We start from the raw sequence: 23,508 nt of genomic DNA on the forward strand, positions 1-23,508 counted from the left end.
CTCCTCACTCCTAAGAAGTAACAACTATCTACTATCTACTAACAACTAACAACTATCTTTAAAATATAAAATCCAAAATCGTTATGATGCAAATACCTTTAGCAACTTATCGGATTCAGTTTACTCCTAGCTTTGGTTTTGATGCTGCAAAAGCTATTGCTGCTTATTTAGAACAGTTAGGTGTTTCTCATTTATATGCTTCTCCAATTCTAACTTCTAGAACAGGTAGTACCCACGGTTATGATGCGGTAAATCCTCGTGAAATTGACCCGGAATTGGGAGGTGCGGAAAAATTTGATCAATTAGTTGAACAGCTTCAAAATCTTAATATCAATTGGGTTCAAGATATTGTCCCCAATCATATGGCTTTTAGTAGCCAAAATGAGATGCTGATGGATGTTTTGGAAAATGGTGCTGATTCTATATATAGAGACTTTTTTGATATTGATTGGAATCACCATTACCCGGAAAATAACTGTAAGGTATTAGCACCTTTTTTAGGTAAGTTTTGCGGTGATTGCCTCGAAAGTGGTGAATTGCAAATTCAGTACGAAAAAAGTGGTTTAACTATCAATTATTACGAGAATAAATTTCCGATCCGCATCGAATCTTACAGCCAAGTTCTTACATACGATTTAGGACGCTTGCAGGAGAAACTCGGTAGAGACAATCCTGCTTTTGTTAAACTTTTGGGTGTTCTTTATACATTAAAATATATTCCATCGGGTGAGGAAGGAAGAGAGAGAGAAGACCAAATCAGCTTTATCAAAAGGATGTTATGGGAATTGTGGAATGGTTCTGAAGAGGTAAAACAATATATTGAGGAAAATGTTAGCACTTTTAATGGGGAAGTAGGAAAACCGGAAAGCTTTGATTTATTAGAAAATTTATTAACAGAGCAGTTTTTCCGTCTTGCTTACTGGAAAGTTGGTAATGAAGAACTTAATTACAGACGCTTTTTTACAGTTAACGATCTAATATCGCTTCGTGTTGAAGATGAGAATGTTTTTGAAACTACTCACGAACTGATTTTACAATTAGTTGAAGAAGGTAAGTTTAATGGATTGCGAATTGACCATATAGATGGTTTGTACGACCCAGCGCAATATCTGAATAGACTGCGGGAAAAAGCACCGGAAGTTTATCTAATTGTAGAAAAAATCCTCGAACCTCAAGAAGAATTACCGATAACTTGGCCCATCCAAGGAACTTCGGGATATGACTTTCTTAACCAACTTAACGGTATTTTCTGCGACGAATCAAATGAAGAACAATTTGATGAAATTTATTATCGCTTTATTGGTAAAGCTGTTTCCTGTGAAGAGTTGATAGATCAAAACAAAAGATTAATTATTTCCAGACATTTAGCGGGAGATATTGATAATTTAGCTCACCTGTTCAAAAAAATATCAGCTGGCTACCGCTATGCTAGCGATTTCACAATGTACGGGTTAAAATCGGCTTTAGTGGAAATTTTGGCATTATTCCCGGTTTATCGCACCTATATTAATAGCGGGGGAGCAAGTTCGGCAGATAGGGAATATATTGAGCAAGTAATGACTCAAGCTAAAAAGAATATTCCTAACTTCCTCAACGAACTCGATTTTATTGAAAAATTCCTACTATTAGAGTATGACGACAACCTTCCAGAAGAAAATAGAGAAGAATGGTTGCGTTTCTTGATGAGATTACAGCAGTTTACCGGCCCTTTGATGGCGAAAGGTGTGGAAGATACCGTACTCTACGTATACAACAGATTGGTTTCGCTCAATGAAGTTGGTTCGCATCCAGGTAGTTTTGGGGTATCTTTAGAAGATTTTCACACTTACAATTCTAATACCACTGCAAATTGGCCCCATACAATGAATACCACATCCACCCACGATACCAAACGCGGGGAAGATGTCAGAACTAGAATTAATGTTTTATCTGAGATTCCCGAAGAATGGGAGCAAAATTTAAAACAGTGGCGCGATATTAACGCATCTCATAAAGATTACGTCAGCGGACGAGATATACCAACTTACAATGACGAATATTTGTTCTATCAAACCCTTATCGGTGCTTTTCCTTTCAGTAAAGATGAATATCCCGAATTTGTAGAACGAATCAAAGAGTATATTATCAAAGCAATTCGGGAAGCAAAGGTTCACACTGCATGGATCAAAAATGATAGCGATTACGAAGATGGTTTTACTAACTTTGCCGAACGAGTTTTAAAAGATAGTGAAGACAATCAATTCTTAAAAGCTTTTCGTCCTTTTCAAGAAAAAATTCAGCATTACGGCATCTTAAGTTCTCTTTCTCAAGCATTACTCAAACTTACCGCACCAGGGCTTCCCGATATTTATCAAGGAACCGAACTTTGGGATTTAAGTTTGGTAGATCCAGATAACCGTCGTCCGGTAGACTTCGATAAAAGGCAGAAATATCTTGAAGAAATCAAGTCTAAAACAGGATCTGATTTACTCGACTATATTCCTCAGTTGCTCGAAACTCCCGAAGATGGAAGAATCAAGCTGTTTTTGATTTACAAAACCTTGCAAGCACGTGGAGAATACTTAGATTTATTTCAACGGGGTACCTACGAAAAATTAAGTGTAGTGGGCAGCTTAAAAAGTCATATTGTCGGATTCAGTAGAGAATTGGGAGAACAAAAAATAATTGTAATTGCACCCCGTTTCTTTACTTCCTTAGTAGAAAAAGGCGAATATCCCTTCGGAGAACAAGTTTGGCAAGAAACTCGCATTGTTCCCCCTGCTGATTCGACTAATACTTGGCAAGATGTTTTTACTGGAAAACAGGTAGATGGGGAAGATGCTCTTTGGGTAAGAGATATTCTGCAAGATTTCCCCGTTGCTTTGTTGGTAAATAAGTAGGAAGGAGTTAGAAGTTAGGAGTTAGGAGTTAGAAGTTGAGAAATAACTGCATCTTTCTTTTGATAGATGTAAAATCAGTATATGTAAAACATCTTATACTGATATTTTTACGTAAATAAATCGATGCCATTAATTTATTTATCGCTAATTATTTGGGTAATTCCCTTATTGCTTTTTCATTCAGATTCCTTGAGTATGATGGCTCAAGACGAGGCTATGTATGGAATACGCGCTAGATGGATGTTAGAGTCTGGCGATTGGATTACTCCTATGTCTTGGGGAGAATTGGTGTATGAGAAAACACCAGGTTATTACTGGTGCTTGGGATTATTTTATAAAGTATTTGGTATAAATGAATTCAGTTCGCGACTACCCGCACAAATTGCTTGTGTTTTGAGTATCCTACTTACTTATGAGATTGCCAAGATTTTAGTCGGTAATAAGCGTATAGCTTGGTTAAGTGCGGCAATTTTGGCTGTTTCATTTCTTTGGTTTCAAGGAAGTAGTTTAGCTACGGCTAATATCCCTACAGTATGCATTGCTCTTTTCGGAATTTGGTGTTTGCTAAAAGCGGAATTGTCAGAAAAATTTCGTTTTTATTGGAGTTTTTCGGCTGGTTTTAGTATTGGAATTGGTTTTTTGTTCCGGGGACAATTAATCTTTTTGCCATTTATTGGTTTATTGCCTTATTTAATTTTAAAACATCGCGATCGCCGACATTTGACAAACCCGATGTTGTATTTAGGGTTTATCTTTGGTTTAACTCCTACTATTATTTGGTTTTACTTAAGTTGGCAACGTCATGGACAAATTGTATTTGACCAATTCTTTGCGCTAGTTAGCAGAATTACCTTAGAACAACGTAATAACCATTCTCCTTTATATTATTTGTGGAATATTCCGCTTAAAGCATTTCCCTGGCCAATATTTAGTCTAATCGGGTTTTTTATCGTACTTCGCAAACGTGTTGGACGTAAATATAATAAGTTAGTGTTAGTTGGCTATCCTTTAATTATCTTAATTATTATTAGTTTGGTTTCTACCCGCTTACCTCACTATGCGCTAATACTTTATCCATTTCTGGCAATATTAGCTGCAATTGCTGTAGATTGGTTGGGTACAATTTACGAACAGCGTAATTTACAAGGGAAAGGTTTTGTCCGTAATTTAAGTTACGCTTTTGGACTTCTGGGTGTGCTTTTACTAACCATTGGAACTGCGATTTATAGCGGTATACTCGATATTGGTAATAGCGAAGAGTTAGATATTCAAAAAGTTAGTTTGATCGGAATTGTTTTAGGTAGTGGTTGGTTATCTTTACCTATTCTCTGGTTTGTACGTCATCATCTAAAGCAAAAATTTCTTACAGCTAATTACTGGTTTGCTGGTTTGCTGGTTCCCTGTTGGTTGGCGATCGCAACTGCTGGTGGAGTTGGATTAATCGGTAATTACAATCCCGATATTAAGCCGTTTTTCCAACAGAAAGAAGTTGCATCAGTAGTAAAAAATCAGCAAATTAATTTTGTTGTTCGCCAAACAGAAGCTTTGACTACTGGAGGAAATAAAACTTTATTACTGTTAACTTTTTATACTCCGCTTTGGGGTCAGCGATATCATCAACTTTCGCAACTGCCATCTGGGAGCTACGCATGGGTTAGTCCAGAATTTAATCTTGCTTCTGAGAGATATCGTTCTTTAGGGAATTTTAGGCAATGGCGACTTGTCAGTTTTAAGTAAAAATAAGGTCATCCATCGAACTCACGTTAACGTTCGTAAGTGCAAACGATATAGCAATTAGACAAAATTACCCCTGAAGATAAAACAAAATCATACTTAAGGCAATCCTCTTCAACAGCTTACCAGCTTTAAAATTGTCTTACTAAATAATTTAATTTTTAATTTTTATATGTATATTATTTCATCCATGCTTTCAACAAATCAAAAATTATTAATCAATTTTATATGAGGTCGCGCTTAATCACCCGCAGCCTAAAAGGCTGGGGCTATAGCAACAAAGCCCACCTGCGTGGGCTAAATTCGGCGCATCTTTATAATATAGGACTTACGCAAAGCCCCCCTTAAAAAGGGGGGTTGCGGGGATCTTAGAGTTGGGAATACCTACTTTCTGGTTGCGGTTGCGGCCATTCCTGTAATAAAGAAATGGTATTAGTTGATTTTATCTTTGAGATAGAATACAAAAAGAATAATATGAAGTTCGGTAAAAACTTTTGATAATTTATGTTTGTGAGAGAATATCTTAATTTATAAAAATTGAACTTGCCTGCTCAAGTTTGTTTGTGAAAAAATTGTCATATTAGAGCTAAAAAAAAGGCTACTTGCTACCAGCAAAAATACTATGCATACTCATATAGAAGAATTGGATGACTTAACAAAAGTATCAGCAGTAAAAAAGAAAGAAGAAGAAAAAATGCATAACGTTCTTCTTTTGCTGGAAGATTTAACCTATAGAGAAGAACCAACAATTAAACTTGTTATAGATTCTCTTTATGATGTAGGTTACATCAATCTGATAAACCAAAAGTTTCGCTCTCGAACTTTAAATAAAGGCTTGAAATTGATTGCTAGAGGATCTAAACCAGCAGTCAAAGTTATTGCATGGCAATGGTATAAGAGAAATTGTCCTAATTTAATTGTGAATTGGCTTCGCACTCAAGTAGCTTTTGAACCAGCAACTACACTTAAACAAGCAGCAGAAATAGAAGCAGGATTACCTCCCGAACCCAATAAGCATCAATATTCAACTTCTAGCGTACAACTAGAAGATGCACAATTAGAAGCTCGATTAACTGACAAAATTCAAACTGCAACAAGAGATCCTTTCCTACAGTTACAAAGCCAAAATAGCGAAGTTAAATATTTGCGATCGCAAGTTAGAATGCTTGCTAGTGTCTTGGTTGGTTTAATTACCGTATTTAGTGGTACCGTCGTTTGGTTTGGTTATTCTTTAGAGCGTTCTAATCTTCAAAACGTCCAGCAATTACAAAATCGAATCAGAGTTTTGGAAACTAATACTAACGAACCATTTGCTACGGGTGAAGAAAATTAAATCGGTTATCGGTATTTCGCAATATTCATCCGCAATCTTGATATTGGGTTACGACACGAAAATGTAGATTATAGTTACAAACCTAATTTGCTTTCCTGTCTAACCCAACCTACAAATCTAATTGGTAACTGCTCACTGTTAATGTGTAGCAAATTCGGTAAATTCCCGCATATAGGGAGAGTGAAATGCTAATACAATATCTTCTTTCGGTACTCCTAATTCTAATAACTGGGTAGCAATTCCGGCTTCACTTCCATCATGTTGAATCCATATTTTACCGTCTTTGATATCAATATGTAGGCTGCATCCGTGGGTACGATGGTTATCATCACGCCAACCTGTATGTAGTAACAAATAATGGTCGCGTTCGGTATCTAAAACAGCTTGCTTCTCAATTTGTTCTGGGTATGATTTACGCGCTTGCTTTTCTAATATTAATTGTTGGATAATTTGACGATAATTCTCTATAGCCATCGGACAATTACCTCTTCTTTTTCATCATAAACTACTAAATTTATTTGAGTGCGTTCAATTACCGAACGTGTAAAACGACGTTGAAAGAATGAATTATAAATATTCAAAGGTATTGCAAGATAAAGCTTTCGATCGGGTTCAAATTCTTCGAGAGCCAACTGATAGTTAATAAATTGCCCCAAAGCTGTATGAAAGTCTGATACATTCGAGCGTCCAATAAAACTTTTGATTTCAACAGCAATTTTTTCGCCATTTCGTTCAGCTGCGAGCATATCTGCTGCTAAGTCTATCTCAAAGTCTACATCACCGACACTAACTTCATAAGGATCGGCGATAATTGTCCATCTTTCTTTTTCTAAAGCTGTTCTAACTGCGTAATGAAAACGGTCTTTTGCCATTACAATCTTAAAATGAAACTTGAAATATGGCCTTAATTACAATTGTATCTGTAAAATCTGTAAATTAATTATCTGTTTTGTGGAATTGCTTGATGCTCTTAATGTATAAAGTATAATCAATGACGAACTACGTATATATAGCAACCAGCTTAGACGGATTTATTGCTACAAGCGATGGCAGTATAGATTGGCTATTAGAGATACCCAACCCCGAACAAAGCGATTATGGGTATGCTGAATTTATGAGCGGTATTGATGCCATCGTGATGGGACGAAATACTTTTGAAAAGGTTTTAACTTTTGATAAATGGGCTTATGACAAACCTATTTTTGTGTTAAGCAATAGTTTGACAAAACTTCCAGAAGAGATTATTGATAAAGCTGAAATTGTTAGCGGTGATATAAAGAAGTTAATTAATCAATTGAATCAGCAAGGATATCAAAACTTATATATTGATGGTGGTGGAGCAATACAAAGTTTCTTAAAAGAAGATTTGATTGATGAAATGATTATTACACTAATTCCAATTATCTTGGGAAGTGGCTTTCCTTTATTTGATAAACTTGATAAAAGGCTTAAGTTCATACATAATAAAACGGAAATATATAATAATACACTTGTTAAAAGCCATTACATGAGAGATAGAAACACTAAATAATTTCTAAATCTTAATTTAATTCTCATTCTATTTACATATTTAGTTGCATTTTCGTGTATAACCGACAAATAGAGACGTAGCACTGCTACGTCTCTACATTTATTATTAAAAAACTAATCTTCTTTTACTACCATCATCTATAAATTCTTGCTCCCCTTTACCTATTACTTCAACAACAATTTTACGTTCGTCGGGAGTCCACTTTCCAATTCTATCTTCAATTTCAACTACTACTTTACTTCCTTCTAAATCAACTCGATATTGTGTAGTACAACTCTCACCGTCGCGATAGGCAAATGTATCTCCGTCGTCTTCATATAGTGTAAATTCTCCCGTACCTGGTGCAACTAACAACCGCATTTCATTTACTGGTAATTCTTCCGCGTATTGCATTACTCGAATCAAAGGAATAATTGCACCTTCTTTTATAAATAAAGGCATTTTTTCTAAAGGTGCATCAATCAAAATATTTTGAGAACCTTGATAGTATTGATGATTCCACCAGTCATACCAGGTACCTTCAGGTAAATATACCATGCGATTTTCTACCCCTGGACGATAAATTGGTGCTGCCATTATCGCAGAACCTATTAATACTTGATCGTATATTTCATAGCTTTTTACGTCATCGGGATAATGGTAAAGTAACGGACGTAAAACGGGTTCCCCTTTTGTCGATGCTTGCCAAAATAAAGTGTAGAAATAAGCTAATAATTGGTAGCGTAATTCGATATATTTACGACAAATATCTTCTACTTCTTGACCAAATTCCCAAGGCTCGTGACGCTTAGTTCCAATCATGGAATGACCGCGCATCAATGGGTAAAGCATTCCTAATTGCATCCAGCGAGCGAATAATTCTGGTGTTGCATCTCCAGCAAATCCACCTATATCTGCACCGACAAAAGCCACACCGGATAATCCCAAATTACACAGCATCGGTAAGGACATTTCTAAGTATTCCCACTTAGAATGATTATCACCAGTCCAAACTGCCGAATAACGCTGTATTCCCGCAAAACCGGAACGAGTCAACACAAAAGAACGCTTATTAAAGCGCAATTTCAGCAACCCTTCGCAAGAAGCACGCGCCATATTCATTCCGTATAAATTATGGGTTTCCTTCCAAGTCGTTTTATCTTCCCCATCCCCCGCAGGTGCATCAGGAGGAAAGGTGATTTTAATTCCTTCCAAATCCCCAAAAGGGCGATCGTTCAAAGCTGGTTCGTTCATATCATTCCAGATACCAGCCACACCAACATCGGTAAGATTGCGCTGTAAATTCCCCCACCATTCCCGCACATCAGCACGCATAAAATCCGGAAAAACTGCTCTATCGGGCCATACATAACCGTGGAACACTTGACCATCTGCCTTACGGATGAAATAATCTTTTGCTAAGCCTTCATCGCAGACTTGGTAATCTGCCTCTGGGTCGAATTTTACTCCTGGATCGATGATATTAACAACTTTGATTCCTTGTTGCGATAACTCTTCAATCAACTTTTTGGGATTGGGAAACCGCTGTTTATTCCAAGTAAATACTCGGAAACCCTGCATATAATCGATATCTAAGTGGATGACATCGCAGGGAATACGGCGATCGCGCAACTGTTTAACTAATTCTCTTACTTCGGTTTCCGAATCGTAACTCCAACGGCATTGATGATAACCCAAAGCCCAACGCGGTGGTAACGGCATTCTTCCGGTAAGCTGGGTATAAATTTCAAGGATTTTTGAGGGTTCGGGGCCGTAAATAATATAGTAATCGAGTTCGGTGTCTTGGGTTTTTAATTGCAAAGTATTTAATTGCGTCGCACCAACATCAAACTGACTCCAAAAAGTAGTATTGAAAAACAACCCGTAACCGACATTTGGACGCAAAGACATAAAAAACGGAATCGCTTGGTACATCTCATCCGTCAGCATGGTGTAATCCAAACAATCGGTAGTCCAATTAGTTAAATACTTACCTCGCTGATTTAATAATCCCGATCGCTCTCCAAAACCGTAAAATCTTTCTTGTGCGCTAATTTCTTTCCAATTAGAAATTTCACCTTGATGAAAAGCAATTCCCAAATCAGTATCGCGAGCGAAAGGATTGCCAGCTTTATCGAAACACATCACCCGACAAGGATTTCGCTGCACGCAAACCTTGATTTTCTCGGTTTCGACGGTAATTAATTCGTCAGTTTCTTCAATATCAAAATCTACAGCATTCCATTCTTCGTCAGGTAAATTGACATCCCAAGAGCGTCTCGGTGTCAACTCTCCATTGGGAGAAAAACGGACTCGAATTAAATTATTTGCAAGGATGGTTAAAGTCAGACGAGAATTATTACCGCAGTCGAAATGTAGTTTTTGTGCAGTGCGTTGGAAGCTTTGTACTGAAGATATTGCATTCCAAGCAGGTTCGCGTTTGGGGAGTTGTCCGATGAATTCTGGCATGATAATAGGTTAGAGGTGAGAAGTCGGGTTTCTATTAGGAATGGCGGCAACTGGCACTTTTTTATTGTAGGGTGTATGACGCCGCAGAGTTAATTTGAACGGTTCTATAAAGTTTGTAGCGTCACGCACCATCAACCATTAGACATCTCCGGAAAAGAAAAAGAACTGCATCCAAACCTCTCCCCCACTGGGGGAGAGGCTTAAAACCCCCATTCCCTCATAGGGAAGGGGGGTAGGGGGGCTCGCGGTTTGTGTGTAATTTAAAACCATAGAAATGTTTTCCGGAGATGTCTATTTGTGGCAATATCCTAAGTCCTGTCTATAAGAAACCCGACTTCTGGGTTTAGAAATGTGAGGGGTTAGAAGTAAAAATTTCGATGTTATGATGAGTATTTTATCAATTTAAGAATATCAAAAATAAATTTATTTTTAAACGTTTAAAATGAGTAATTATTTTTTATTAATAGCGGTTGAAACCGCAGCTACAAAAACAAAACCCGCCGTCGCGGGTTGTCAAGTCCACGCAGGTGGACTTTGCTTGTGTAGTCGCGGTTTTAACCGCCGGATATTTGTTAAACATCCTCTAACCTTTAACCTAAAAAGAGCGTGTCAGCCAAAGCCAACACACCCTTACTCAATATTACCTAAATTACTACTGTTGCCTCCTCACCTCTCACCTTTAAAGCCCAATAGTATCAGTGGTATTCGCACCAGCAAAGTTAGCACCAGTTGTAATCGCATTGGTAAAGTTGGCTTTTGATAAATCAGCATTAACGAAAAGTGCGTCGGTAAAATTACCACCAATGGCAATACCATCAACAAACGAGATACTTGACAAATCAGCGCCGAGTGTATCCGCATCAGCACCATCAATAAATATACTGCTGGTAAAATCAGCTTTGTCTAAAATAGCACCAAACAAATTGGCATCATCCAATTCAGCACCAGTAAGATTAGCCTCTGTCAAGTCAGCCCCACTCAGGTTAACTCCAGTCAAATCAGCCCCTGTTAAATTCGCACCTTTGATGAATTGACATCGCTAAACGAGACACCTTCAAAGTTCGCAAGGTTAAAATTATTATTCAACAAGAAGATATCAGTGAAATTGGTATTGCTAAAGTCTGCTCCTCTAGCATTTGCATCCTGTAAAATAATTTCTTCAAGGCTAGCTCCGTTCAAGTTAGCATTTACTAATGTTGCACCTGTTAAGTCAGCAGCTTTTAGATTCGCTTCAATTAGATTCGCTTGTGTAAAGTCAGTACTCCTTCAAAAATCAAAAAACAATTAAATCGATCAACTCGCCTCACCATATCTCCCCCTCTCCAAAATTTAGGAGAGGGGTAAATAACACATGATGAGAGGAGATTTGAAGTCGTAATTGAACAGATAGAAATCTGTGAACATATTGCACACAAGCTATAAATTAATCTCAAATTTCTAATCTCAAATTTCGCACCCTAATCATAAAGGGGCTTGCAATGACTATTTTTATCTCATTAGAGAAAAATGATTAGTAGTTTGTCACTGCGTCTTTGATAGGTGTTCGGTAGTGCGATGCGATGGATAACGCACTACGAATGCGTTATCCATCGCCCTACCCTATAAAATCAACTTAATCGAAGTCAGCTACGGTAATTAAGCTGGAATTTACACCCTCTACAATTGCAATAATTTGGTTAGTAGCACTCAAGGAAATCAAAGTATTGTTGCTATTACCAGGGTCTGCTCCAATTGTCAAGTCAGTAAATTCGATTTCTGTTGTTGCTCCTTCAAACAAGGCAAATACATCAACACCATCCACAAAGTCTTTGATGATATCAGTACCACCTTGACCGATTTCAAATTCATCGGCTGCTCCTCCACCAACCAAGGTATCATTACCGTTTCCTCCCGCGAGGAAATCTTCTCCACCTCCTCCTTGGAGAGAATCATTACCACCGTTACCAAAGAGGAAGTCATTCCCAGCTTGACCAAGTAAGGTGTCTGCTCCATTCCCTCCTTCGAGAGAATCGTCACCGGCTCCACCTTGAAGGGAATCAGCACCTCCACTACCTAATAAGGTGTCATTACCATCCAAACCTTGGAGAGTGTCATTTCCTCCTAAGCCATCAATCAAGTCAGCCAGGGCTGTTCCTGTAAGTAAATCCGCACCATTAGTTGCAGGGTTTGTATTAGGGGGAATAATTGGGGGGAGGATGGTATCTGTCAAATTCGCACCAGTGAAATCGGCTCCAGTGAGAATAGCTCCTGTAAAATCGGCTTTGCTGAGGTCAGCATTTCTAAAGGAAGCATTCGTAAAGTTACCACCAATTGCAATACCGTCAACAAATGAAATACCGGAGAAGTCAGCACCAATTGTGTCAGCATCAGCACTGTCTATAAATATACCGTTGCTTAAATTCGCTTTATTTAAGTTAGCACCAGCTAAATTACCATCTTTGAGGTCAACTCCACTTAAATTTACTTCTTCGAGAAATGCACCATCAAGTTGAATTCCTCCCGTTAAGTTTGCTCCGGTAAGAATTGCACTTTTTAAATTGGCATTACTGAAGTCTGCCCCACTCAAGTTAGCATTAGTTAAATCAGCCTTTTCAAGGAAGATACCTTCAGCAGAAACACCACTAAAATTAGCCCCATTAAGTACAGTGTCAGCCAGACTAATACCAGTCAGTAGAGTCGGGTTACTTGCATCAAAGTTAGTGAAGTCAGCACCAGCAAGATTCAAGTCTTCGGCGCTAAAGTTGGTTAAATTAGCACCCCGGAAACTAGAATTGGTTGAGCTTCCCGAAGCTGGCAAAACATCACTCCACTGCACATCGCTGAGGTTTGCCAAATCAAAGATAGAGTTACTCAGAGTAATATCCGTGAAATTGCTTTCCCTAAAGTCAGCTCCTGTGAAATTTGTATTCACTAAAATAGTTTCTTCAAGGCTAGCTTTTTGCAAATTAGCATTGGTCAAATTAGCATCTGTTAAATTAGCAGCTTTCAAACCGGCTTCAGTTAGATTAGCTCCCGTCAAGTTAGCCCCAGTAAAATTTGGACGCTCCGACTGTTCACCACTGATATCAGCTTTGAACAAATTGGCATTCTGTAATTGGGCATTCGAGAGATTAATACCCTTATTAATGCTAATTTCTGACAAATTCACATTTTGTAGGTTCGCACCACTCAGATTAACATTCTCTAAATTTGCTTTAAAGAAAGTGGTTGTCGGAAAATTTGCACTAGGTCTAAAGTTAGCATTGGAAGCATTTACATTTAACCACTTTGATTCTTCAAAGTTAGTTCCTCTGAGCAATGTATCCACAAATGAAACACCGAGCAATTCTGTTTTAAAAAAGTTAGAACCATTAAGATTCTGACCATTAAAATTATTTCCTTCCAGTTTTTGTTCGCTAAAATTGAAAACTGCCATAACTAGATACCTCTTTTATTTGAAATTTTTAAAATTGCAAAAAATTGCAAAAAAATATTGTCTGTTAGTAGTTTCGGGCAGTCGGGTTTTTAGCATAAATATCTGTAATACAAGCAATACCTTTGCCAAAATAAGAGCCTAGATAAATTTCGGCAAAACTGACAAGATAAGCCCTATAAAAACCCGACGAATGAGATTATCTACAAACCCAAAAGGGAAATTAGAGAGGTTGCAAAACAACCTCACCCCATGTTAATTTTGGAAAATTACCAATCTGGTAAATAGTAATTGAAGCCGTATTGTGCGAGACCTGTTCTGTAAATTTAGAATCGGTATTCAAGCAATGCCAGAAACCTTATAGACAGTTGATTGAGAGCAATGCACCTTATTTTGCCAGAAATAAAGTGTCTCAAACATTGATTACTGATGAATCTCCAACTGACTGACCCGAAAAAACTGATTTTTTCTTGGGTAAACGTTTCTCAAGGCAATAATGGTTGCTATTTACCATTTATTTACAGAATTTGTCTTGCATAACTACTTCTCAAACCATTGAAACAGAATATCGCTATTGCTTGTCGTGAATAACCTTAAAGAGCCAAGTTAGCCTCGACAACTTCGACGGATACACCTTGAACAATCGCAATATCTTGGAAGGTCTCCGCAGCAGTCAACGGATTATCCCATTGAATTACAGCATTGCTGCCGACTCCTACGACCTGCAAATCACCAGGGTCGATTTCAAAGAGTCCAGCGGGGTCTTCAAAGAATTCAAACGCATCCTGACCATCAAAGAAGCCTTGAATGGTGTCAACACTAGCTACACCACTGAAAAGGTCAGCAGAACCGAGGATAATCTCATTTTCACCCTCAAGAGTGCCAGAACTACCAATTAAGGTATCGCTACCATCACCACCGTCGAGGATATTGTTGCCCTCACCACCGTTGAGAACATCGTTGCCAGCTCCACCAAATAGAAGGTCAATACCGTTACCACCTAGTAGAGTATCTCTTCCTGCTCCTCCATCAAGAGAATCGTCACCATCTCCACCTTCGAGGCTATCTGCACCATTGCCACCTAACAAAGTGTCATTAGCACCTAAGCCCCGGAGAGTGTCAGCACCTGCTAAGCCGTCAATTAAGTCAGGTAAACCTGTGCCAATTAATAAATCCGCACCAGCAGTTCCAGTGATTCCACTGACAGGAAGAATAGTATCTGTCAAGATAGCGCCAGTCAAATCGACTCCAGTGAAGTTAGCTCCTGTAAAGTCGGCTTTGCTGAGGTCAGCATTGACAAAGGAAGCATTTGTGAAGTCGCCACCAACTCCATTTACTTCAACAAGTGAGGCACCGGAGAAGTTAGTACCAACTGTACCAGCATCAGCACCGTCGATAAATGTACCGTTGCTTAAATTAGCTTTATCTAAGACAGCTCCACTAAAATTGGCATCTGTCAAGTTAGCGTCACTTAAAATGACTTCTTCAAAAGAAATCCCTGGTACAGAAACACCTGTGAAATTGCTACCGGATAAATCAGCACCCTTTAGTTGTGCGCCTGTGAAGTTAGTCGCTGTTCCATTAAAAGCAGTAAAGTTAGCACCGCTTAAATCGCTACCTTCAGCTGATAAATTGGTTAAATTAGCACCTTGGAAGCTAGGATTACCATTTGAGATAGTACTAAGTTCGGCATCACTGAGGTTAGCCAAGATAAATCTGGTGTTGTTACCGATAGTGACACCCTCAATCTTGCTTCCAGACAGATTAGCTCCCCGAAGGTTAGCTCCAGTGAGATTTCCGCCGATGATTTCAGCAGATTCTACACCATCTGAGAATTGCACATTTTGGAAGTTAGCATTGGTGAAATTGCTATCCTCTAACTTGGCTTTAGCGAAGCTGGTTGTCTGGAAATTGTTATTGGGTTGAAAATTAGCACCAGTTGCATTCACACCTAACAATTCTGCTTCGCTAAAGTTAGTCCCTCTCAAACGTGTGTTAACCAAGGAACCACCTTCAAACTTGGTTTTCACGAAGGTAGAACCATTAAGATTCTGACCATGGAAACTTTGGTTAATCAGAGTCTGTTCGTTAAAATTCTGGACTGCCATAAATTCAGTACTCCTTCAAAAATCAAAAAACGATTAAGTTGATCGACAAGCTCACCATATCTACCCCCCTCCAGAATTTAGGAGAGGGGTAAAAAAGACATGATGAGAGGAGATTTGAAGCAGTAATCCTGTAAATAGCACTCTGTCAACATATTCAATACCTGGGAGTAAATAGAATTCGGATAGGAATTAATAGCGCTCAATAAACTCTTGAAAACTAATCTTTTAAGAGTTACTTCGCTGGAGTTTCATAGCCAGAAATCTATGATTTTTGATTCTCAAAAGTGTTTGCGTAGCGTGTACTTAACAAATACTCTAGCCATTGTTTTGCGAACTTCTACTTAGTCTGGTGATTCAACAAACAGAACTACAGGACTGTTGTCAAATACCAATGGTTTTAATATTAACTTTTTCGGCAAAGAACACAAAAATTTGTCGAGTTTTTAAAGCTGTAAAGAACTTCCAAAAAATAATTTATCCAATGATAGGAGTGCGTTAGTAAAGCGTGTCCGCAAGGATAAGCATCTTGCTGGCTCTATGTCTTAAGAGAGCTTTTCGATTCGTACTACATACACAATCCAAGTTGGATATTTTCCAAGTTAGAAGTCCCTAAGAGATAAGGTTGCAAACATTTAGAGCATTGTAGACAAAACTTTCTCCAATGCTACCTTGAAAAACTAGTAGAAAGCCTCTAGAAAACACTTTTGATAGACCACCAAATCCATAAAAAGCGTTAGCTTATCACATGAGGATTTCTCGGAAACCTTAGTAAAAACCGTTACTTACTTTATCCTTTGAGTTTATTATTTAATGATTAAGTTAACCCCTTACACAGCAAGAGTATCGACTTAAACATACTTACAAAAAAATTAATGTAGCAAAAGAATGATAACACATTTAAACAAAATTTTATCCCCCAAAGTGTTAACTTAAACAAAATTTATCCACTGAAGTGTTAACACTTTAAACCCATGATTTAACATCCGTAAGTTTTTTTAGTAGTATTCAAAAGATTACAAATATAATTAGCTCCTAATTTTTCTTAAACTTCAAGAGGGGTCTCACCCCTCACCCTAGGATTACTACCTTTGTGACTTTTAGACTAAAAACGACTTACAAATATCATTTTGGGAGAAGGCAAAATCTCCGAAACGCTCTGCTAACGTGCATTTGGGTTAGTATAATAAAAAATATTATTTCTCTGTTCGTAGTATAAAAACAGTTCTGTTTGCGTAAAACATTCAAAAAATAAAAGTTGCTTTTTTTACTTTACAGAAAGTTTATAATTTCTTTAGTTTTCCATAACTGAATAGTCAGTTCAGTATAGACTCATAAATAGAAAGTCAATTAAAAAAGTGTAAGTATTAAATAGATAATTTTCTTAAGAAAATATAATTTTTTATATTTCCAGAAATACAAATGAATCAGTATTTTAATTTAACCTGTAAGCAACAACGATCCAGTATTGTTTTCGGTGCGTTATGACCAAAGTCTAACGCACCCTACATACAAAAACTGACCTTTAACCTTTGCCCTGTATCAATTTTCTTCCAAAACCTCTTGCAACAAAGGTGCAAGTTCTTGATTTAATCGACCATTACGCACAAATTCAGCATAAGTATCGGCTTCTACTGCTAATAGTTCGTTTCGTAATTGTTCGCTGGCAAATGTTCTTAAGCTGGGATGCTCAATCTGTAATTTAGCAATCTTTCCTGATATATTACTCAATTCTCCTTTTATTAATGCTTCTTGGTAGCGACAAAATTCCATATCAAGTCCGGGACGTTCGTCGTCTACTTCATCTAAATATTTCAAAACTCTTTGTAGGGCATTTTCACGGGCTACTAACTGCATATATTCTTGACGTAAAGGTTGATCGCCGAGAAGATTCAGCTTTTTTAGTAAAGGTTTCGTAGTTAATCCCTGTACTAATAAAGTGAATAAAACTACGCCGAATACTGTAGAAATGATGTCTTCTCTTTCTTTACCTAATATAGTTGGTACGCTTAATGCTAGAGCAATAGAAACCGAACCCCGCAAACCTCCCCACCAAAGTATTGTTTGTTCCGCTAAACTAATATTGGAATTAACTATGCGATTGCTGAAGAAACCTAAAGCGTAGACGGAGATTAATCTCGATCCAATCATTCCCGCAATGGTTACGCCAATAATTAATAAGTTATCTGCAAGGTTGGAAAATCTTATTTGATCGCCAATTAATAAGAAAACTATTGAATTAACAAAGAAAGCGACAAATTCCCAAAATTCGCTGACAATTACCCTTGTACGCGGGTTCATGCCGATTCGGGAACCAAAGTTACCTAAAATTAAGCCGGTGGTAACAACTCCAATTACACCGGAGCCGCCGAATTCTTCAGCAATTATATATGTACCATAGGCTGATACTAATGTTAATGATTGTTCTACCAACGGTAAATCAAATCTTTGAGTTAGGTAGGAGATACCAAAACCAATTAATCCACCAACCGCAAGCCCGATACCGATAACGCTAATTAATTCTAAGACAACTTCTGATACTCCTAGTTTCGCCGTTCCCAAAGGCAACGCAACCAAGAAACCAAAAGCAACAACTGCCATCCCATCGTTGAACAAACTTTCCCCTTCCATTAAAGTAGTAAGGCGTTTGTCAACTCCCAATTCGCGAAACAAAGCAGTTACCGAAACCGGATCTGTAGCAGAAAGACTTGCACCTATAAGTAAAGCTGTAGTTAAAGGTAAGCCAGCAATTTGATTTAAACCCAGCGCTACACCAACAATGGAAATTACAACTCCGACTACAGCGTAAAGAGTTATAGGAAAGAAATCTCGCTTTAAATTCGACCACTTTAAATTCCATGCTGCCTCAAATAATAAAGGAGGCAGGAAAATCGCTAGGATTAATGCGGGAGAAAGATTTACCAGCCGTACATCAATAAACGCCAAACCCAAACCGGCGATTACCAACAATAAAGTGTAAGGGATTTGGCGAAACCAGCTAAAAATTTGCGGTAACGTCGCTACGCTTAGAGATACGGACAGTACTAAGAGAAATTGCTTGAGATTTTGTTCGATACCGGCAGATTCACCCACCGCAGCTTCAATTGCCATAGCCTAATTTGTAGATTTGTTTTTATTTGTCGCACCCCGATATTCATATTTGGCTTTCCTGCTGGTTTTATTACGAGCATCTGCCAAACATTTGAGGTTGCAACAATCCATTTTAGGCGGTTGTTAGACAAAATATCTGTACAAAAAAATTAAACATTTGTTGCTTTTCGTGGCTGGCAACAAAGTTGATCAATATTTATCGCCTTATTGGGCTATACAATCTGGCTTTTTTTCATTCTGTGCGTTAAATGCAAAGCACGTTGGGGGCGATCAAACAACGAGTGTATGGCGATCGCTAATGAATGGTTTTTTCTTCTTCTTCTCTCTCCACCTTCCTGCTATCAACTAGATATTACTAATTAATATTAGTTTTTATAACTGTTTTCTTTAGCATTCTTTTGAAATCTTCGATTCGTTTTTGACCGTTTGATTTTTAAAGTTCAACATCGTCGAATGATATTGCTGAACTGACGACCAAGGGTTTTTGTAAAGTCGAAATTTTTGTTGCAAAACTAACCAGAAAAATGGTAAATCATCAAGCAAATATCTTTTCCAGAGACGCTTAGGTTCAGATAAAAGCCTATAGCACCATTCTAAACCAATTTCGCTCATCCATTTGGGCGCACGTTTGATATCACCAGCTTCAAAATTAATTGTTGCGCCAATCGCTAAGAATACTTTAACGTTTTTTAATTGATTTTTAAATTGATCGAGCCATAATTCTTGTTTTGGGGCACCAACACCAATACCTAGTACGGTTGCTCCTGAATGGTTAATTAAGTCAATGATTTTTTGGCACTCTTGCTGATTATTTTCAAATCCAAAAGGAGGTGAGTAGGTCGCTACGATCATATCTCTACCAACCTTTGAATTAATTTTTTGTTGGGCTATTTTCGCCGTTTTTCCTATACCTCCTAATAAGAAAATTTTCATTTTACTATCATTCTTGTAATAATTATAAAAAGCTGGAAATAAGTCAGATCCAGATATTTTTTCTTGAAGTGGAGTACCTAAAAACTTTGATGCGTACATTAGTATTTTGCTATCACAAACTACATAATCGGCTTTTTTATAGGTTTGATAAAAGTTATAGTTTTTTTGTAACTTCATCAAATGGTCTAAGTTTGGAGTAAATACAACACCACCAAATCGAAGCTTTTCTAAAAGCTCCGACATAGTAATATTTTGAATATTCAGATTGAGTAAATTAATTTGCTTCATGTTTTTATCTATGAGTAAAGAATATAATTGTTTGTCTGACCTCGCTGATATTATTTTGAGAAACACACTTGCAAAGAGATAATAATAAGGCAAAACTAATCTTGTTCAAATCAATTTTGAACTTTGTTGGTAATATATTATCTAACCTTTGAGTTTGGAACGTGATACATTCTGTGAATGCATTGGGAGAATGAATACTCCAAACATCCTTTTTAAATTAAGGAAAAGCCTGTGAATTCACTATATACCAAAAAGTAGCTTATTCTTCGGAATCATTTAATTTAGCTACTAGACAACACTGTTTATATTATGCAGGTAACTTAAAAAAACTTCTAACCTATATTTATTTAATTTGTCATATAGATATATCAAAAAATGCAGTGTTAATATTTACCACTTTACACCAATTATTCTTTGTAAGATAATAGTATTTATAGCTTTGTTTTGCGTATTTTTCGATTGAAAATAATCTTTATTGAATAGAGTCCGTGCCACCGAAAAAAGAAAGTATTTGATTAGACAAATCTGCTTAAACATTAGTAAGCCTTTGGTAGATAAAATGATTCAGCCCTGTCAAAAATTCGTGGTAGTCGTATACTAAACCTTTAACAAAAAGAAAGGTAAACAAATCATAGCTATTTAGAATTCATCCAGCTTTCGCGAACCTAAAGAGGAAAAAATTCAATAGTTCTGTTCGATAAGCAATATGTCTATAAAATTGCTTACTTACTATTAGGAAACACTCAAGAGGGATAGAGGAGGTAATTACAATTTTCTTGAGGAACATACTTAGCAAAAGAAGTTATTATCCTAATTGCAAGCATATAAATCCGCTAAAAACGGAATTTATTTACCTTAATTAACGTTTAATTCAAGTTAATTTGAAATTTAACTGATTTAGCCAATTAACTAAAGTCTATTTATATCTTTGCATTTTGGCACAATAAAAAATCTACTGTAAGCGTTTCTGCGATAATACACTATCTTGGCAAAAAATAGCGCAATTACAGTAAAAACACTCAGGTGTTAATTGGGTATAAATATCAGTATATGAAATTATCTTAATATGTCAAGTAAGTATTAAAATACAAGTATATTTACTTTATACCTTAAATCCAAACGTCTACTTCCTAAGATAGAAGCTATATTGCACATATCATAGTATTCTGCTCGAGATAGAATTTAAAAATCAAAAAGATACGCTTAATCAAGGCTAAGAGCGATCTTAAAAAGTTCAACACAAAAATGGCTAAAGCCTTTTGATGCAGATAAAGCATTATACAGATTACAAGCATAAATATCCGCAATCGAGCCATAAAAAGAATTAATTTACACTAAGATGCCGAAGTATGGTGTTTTTAGTGAGGTATTATGATTTACAGACAAAATAATTTTAATAATGAATTCTTAATTTTACAGATTCTACCTTTAGGATGAATGAAGGGCAGAGCCGAATTCAAGTCTATCACAATTGACATCTTGCACCAATGTTAGAAACTCGGTTTCTTTATGCGTGCCCTCGAATGGTGCAAGATTTGAGTTATAGCAAAAAACTCGTTACTGAAGTCATGACGTGCCTTTTCTCACAAAGCCTTATCTGTTGTTACGAGTGCGTAAATCTTAACTGAAATCAAATCTGCTGTACAAGCGAATGCAAACTTTGCTTATAAGGTTTAGCATCCGTTTCCACACCATTGACAACTAAACCTAATACTTGAGCCTGATGTTCCATTAACTGCTGTAAACTATCGCTAACCGAGTTGCTAAAACTCATACCGGGCTTGACAACAAATAATACGTTGGGAACTTGAGCCGTCATTAATGCTGTAGCAGTTGTAGCGCTCACCGGAGCAGTGTCAATTAAAACATAGTCGTATTTATTGTGGGTTTCTGCATCTATCAGCGATTGTCGGAATCCTCCCTGAGACACCATTTTCACAATGCCGCTTTGTGGTGTTGCAGGCAATAAATCTAAATTCGCTTCGATAGGAATAACTGTATTTGTAATGTTCAATTCTTGAGCGCAACCCAAATTTTGAGTCAGCTTTGCTCGGATAAAATCTCCATCAATTACCAATACTCGAAAACCTAAATCGACTAATGCTTTTGCTAACCCTAAAGTTACAGTTGTTTTACCTTCACCTGACATGGCGCTGGTAATTAATAGACGACGGTTATCTAAAGATTGCAAGCTAATGGCTGAAGCAAGACGTTGAAACTTTTCTTGTTTATCATCATCTAATTTCCATTTTAGTTTGCCACCTTTGAATCGGGGAATAGAGACAACTATAGGAAATTGCATATCTTTTAAGTCTTGAGGAGTTAATAATGGATTGCGTCTTTCTAAGAATAAAATTAAGGCAATACTGCCAATGATTCCCGCCAAAAAAGCATTTAAAATCATTAACGATTTTTTTGGAGAAATAGGATTGCTATTAACTCTAGGGGAATCTAATATTTCCACATTAGGATAAACATCAAAAACATCGATATTAGTTTGCTGTACCTGAGCAACTAAACCTTTATAAACACCTTCCGCGACATCTACATTGCGTTGAAGTTCTATCAACCTTTTTTGTTGATTAGGAATAGAAGTTAAATTAGTTTTTAGCGTATCTATTTGACTTTGTATTAGTTTAGCGCGTTTTTGTTGACCGGAGGCTTCGGTTTCTGCCAAGACTAATTCTTCTATTAAACCAGCACGTCCTTTTCCTTCTGTGCTTACGGTTGTGTCAAAAGCAGTACCGTCGCCAGTTTTTTCTACTTGACTCTGCATTCGATCTAATAATACTTGTTGCTCTTGTAGAAGTTCCCTGAGTACGGGATGATTATCAGTATACTTAGTACGTTTCTTCGCTATTTCGGCTTTTAGTTCTGATAGTTGATTTCTAATGAATTGATAATCTTTATTTTCACCTAAGCTTAAAGAACGAATTGCTTGGTTGGAGGACATACTTAAAAGATTTGATAAAGTATTAACACGATTCTGATTATATTCGGCTTGAGATAATGCCTCTAATTGTGCTTTTGTTAAAGTGTCAATCGTAGTCACAATCGCTTTTGTTTGTTCTGGAGCATCAACCAATGCACTGCTTCTTTTAAATTGTGCTAAAGCTTGTTGTCTCAAAATTAAATTATTTTGAGCATCTTTTAATTCAACCGCACTGAATTGTCTTTTAGATGAACGGTTTTGTTTGCGAAGTTGATTTAGTCGCTTTTGATAGGAATTGATGAGATTTTTTGCTCGGATTTTTGCTAATTCTGGAGTTGAGCTACTAACGTTAATAGTTAAAATGGGTGAATTTTCATCAACGATAACCTCGAATAGCGATTTGTAAGCAGATAAACTAGCAAAATCAGCTTTCTCTGGATCTATACTGAGTACATTTTCTATCAAGGTATCGCTGGTGAGAATTCTTTGCTGCATTTCTAATTGACTATTTCCAGCAGAAATATTAGGAGCATCATTTCTCAAAGAACCCAAAATACCTAAATTAGCATCTAAATTACCACTGCTTCCAGGAACAGTTAACTGTGTCGTTGCACTCCATACGCGGGGTGTAACTGTTGCGACGTAACCAGTTAAACCTAAAACGAATAGGTTCCAAACCATTACAGGTTTCCAATGTCGGAAGGCGATCGCACTTATTTTATTCATAATATTAATCAGTTATCAGTGAGCAGTGAGCAGTTATCAGTGAGCAGTTATCAATTATTCAAATTTAAAATTGTAA

Annotated in this window: 13 protein-coding genes and 1 pseudogene; 4 read left to right on the forward strand and 10 right to left on the reverse strand. The window is 37.0% G+C overall.

Annotated elements, in window-relative coordinates; all coding sequences use genetic code 11:
* The first annotated feature begins 86 nt into the window (after positions 1-86).
* The 3 genes from treY to ACM03V_RS10305 all read left to right on the forward strand — a co-directional run bounded on the left by treY (position 87) and on the right by ACM03V_RS10305 (position 5,946).
* Entirely contained in the window at positions 87-2,879 is a 2,793-nt protein-coding gene (gene treY, locus ACM03V_RS10295) for a malto-oligosyltrehalose synthase (protein ID WP_414620765.1), read from the forward strand.
* A gap of 123 nt (positions 2,880-3,002) precedes the next feature.
* Entirely contained in the window at positions 3,003-4,616 is a 1,614-nt protein-coding gene (locus ACM03V_RS10300; RefSeq protein WP_414620681.1) for an ArnT family glycosyltransferase, read from the forward strand.
* Between the two features lie 619 nt (positions 4,617-5,235).
* The gene (locus tag ACM03V_RS10305) at positions 5,236-5,946 is read left to right on the forward strand and encodes a hypothetical protein (protein WP_414620682.1); all 711 of its coding nucleotides are present in this window, start codon (positions 5,236-5,238) and stop codon (positions 5,944-5,946) included.
* Between the two features lie 138 nt (positions 5,947-6,084).
* On the opposite strand, the gene ACM03V_RS10310 is transcribed toward ACM03V_RS10305, so the two are convergent.
* Positions 6,085-6,420, reverse strand: coding sequence for a XisI protein (locus ACM03V_RS10310; protein WP_414620683.1), 336 nt, complete (start codon positions 6,418-6,420; stop codon positions 6,085-6,087).
* On the reverse strand, positions 6,411-6,818 hold the full coding sequence (locus tag ACM03V_RS10315) for a XisH family protein (protein ID WP_414620684.1): 408 nt from the start codon (positions 6,816-6,818) through the stop codon (positions 6,411-6,413). The genes ACM03V_RS10310 and ACM03V_RS10315 overlap by 10 nt, the downstream gene beginning before the upstream one ends.
* Positions 6,819-6,937: 119 nt before the next feature.
* Between ACM03V_RS10315 and ACM03V_RS10320 the strand changes: the two genes are divergently transcribed.
* Complete coding sequence (locus ACM03V_RS10320) at positions 6,938-7,477, forward strand: dihydrofolate reductase family protein (protein ID WP_414620685.1); 540 nt, start codon at positions 6,938-6,940, stop codon at positions 7,475-7,477.
* A gap of 105 nt (positions 7,478-7,582) precedes the next feature.
* Here ACM03V_RS10320 and ACM03V_RS10325 read toward each other — a convergent pair whose 3' ends face one another.
* The 8 genes and pseudogenes from ACM03V_RS10325 to ACM03V_RS10360 all read right to left on the reverse strand — a co-directional run bounded on the left by ACM03V_RS10325 (position 7,583) and on the right by ACM03V_RS10360 (position 23,432).
* Positions 7,583-9,925 (reverse strand): glycoside hydrolase family 31 protein, encoded by a 2,343-nt coding sequence (locus tag ACM03V_RS10325; RefSeq protein WP_414620686.1) that lies wholly within the window; start codon positions 9,923-9,925, stop codon positions 7,583-7,585.
* Between the two features lie 679 nt (positions 9,926-10,604).
* Positions 10,605-10,922, reverse strand: coding sequence for a pentapeptide repeat-containing protein (locus ACM03V_RS10330; protein ID WP_414620687.1), 318 nt, complete (start codon positions 10,920-10,922; stop codon positions 10,605-10,607).
* 11 nt (positions 10,923-10,933) lie between these two features.
* Positions 10,934-11,173 (reverse strand): annotated as a pseudogene (locus ACM03V_RS10335) (pentapeptide repeat-containing protein); the annotation flags it as partial.
* Between the two features lie 364 nt (positions 11,174-11,537).
* Positions 11,538-13,340, reverse strand: a complete 1,803-nt coding sequence (locus tag ACM03V_RS10340) for a pentapeptide repeat-containing protein (RefSeq protein ID WP_414620688.1) — start codon at positions 13,338-13,340, stop codon at positions 11,538-11,540.
* A gap of 590 nt (positions 13,341-13,930) precedes the next feature.
* Positions 13,931-15,445 (reverse strand): pentapeptide repeat-containing protein, encoded by a 1,515-nt coding sequence (locus tag ACM03V_RS10345; protein WP_414620689.1) that lies wholly within the window; start codon positions 15,443-15,445, stop codon positions 13,931-13,933.
* Positions 15,446-16,984: 1,539 nt separating this feature from the next.
* The gene (locus ACM03V_RS10350; protein ID WP_414620690.1) at positions 16,985-18,553 is read right to left on the reverse strand and encodes a cation:proton antiporter; all 1,569 of its coding nucleotides are present in this window, start codon (positions 18,551-18,553) and stop codon (positions 16,985-16,987) included.
* Positions 18,554-18,940: 387 nt separating this feature from the next.
* Positions 18,941-19,774: a WecB/TagA/CpsF family glycosyltransferase gene (locus ACM03V_RS10355; RefSeq protein WP_414620766.1), complete on the reverse strand. Its 834-nt coding sequence runs from the start codon at positions 19,772-19,774 to the stop codon at positions 18,941-18,943.
* A 1,630-nt stretch (positions 19,775-21,404) separates the two neighbouring features.
* Complete coding sequence (locus tag ACM03V_RS10360) at positions 21,405-23,432, reverse strand: GumC family protein (RefSeq protein WP_414620691.1); 2,028 nt, start codon at positions 23,430-23,432, stop codon at positions 21,405-21,407.
* Positions 23,433-23,508 lie beyond the last annotated feature (76 nt).

Origin of the sequence: Calothrix sp. CCY 0018, assembly GCF_963920925.1 — a bacterium.
Lineage (GTDB): Bacteria > Cyanobacteriota > Cyanobacteriia > Cyanobacteriales > Nostocaceae > Rivularia.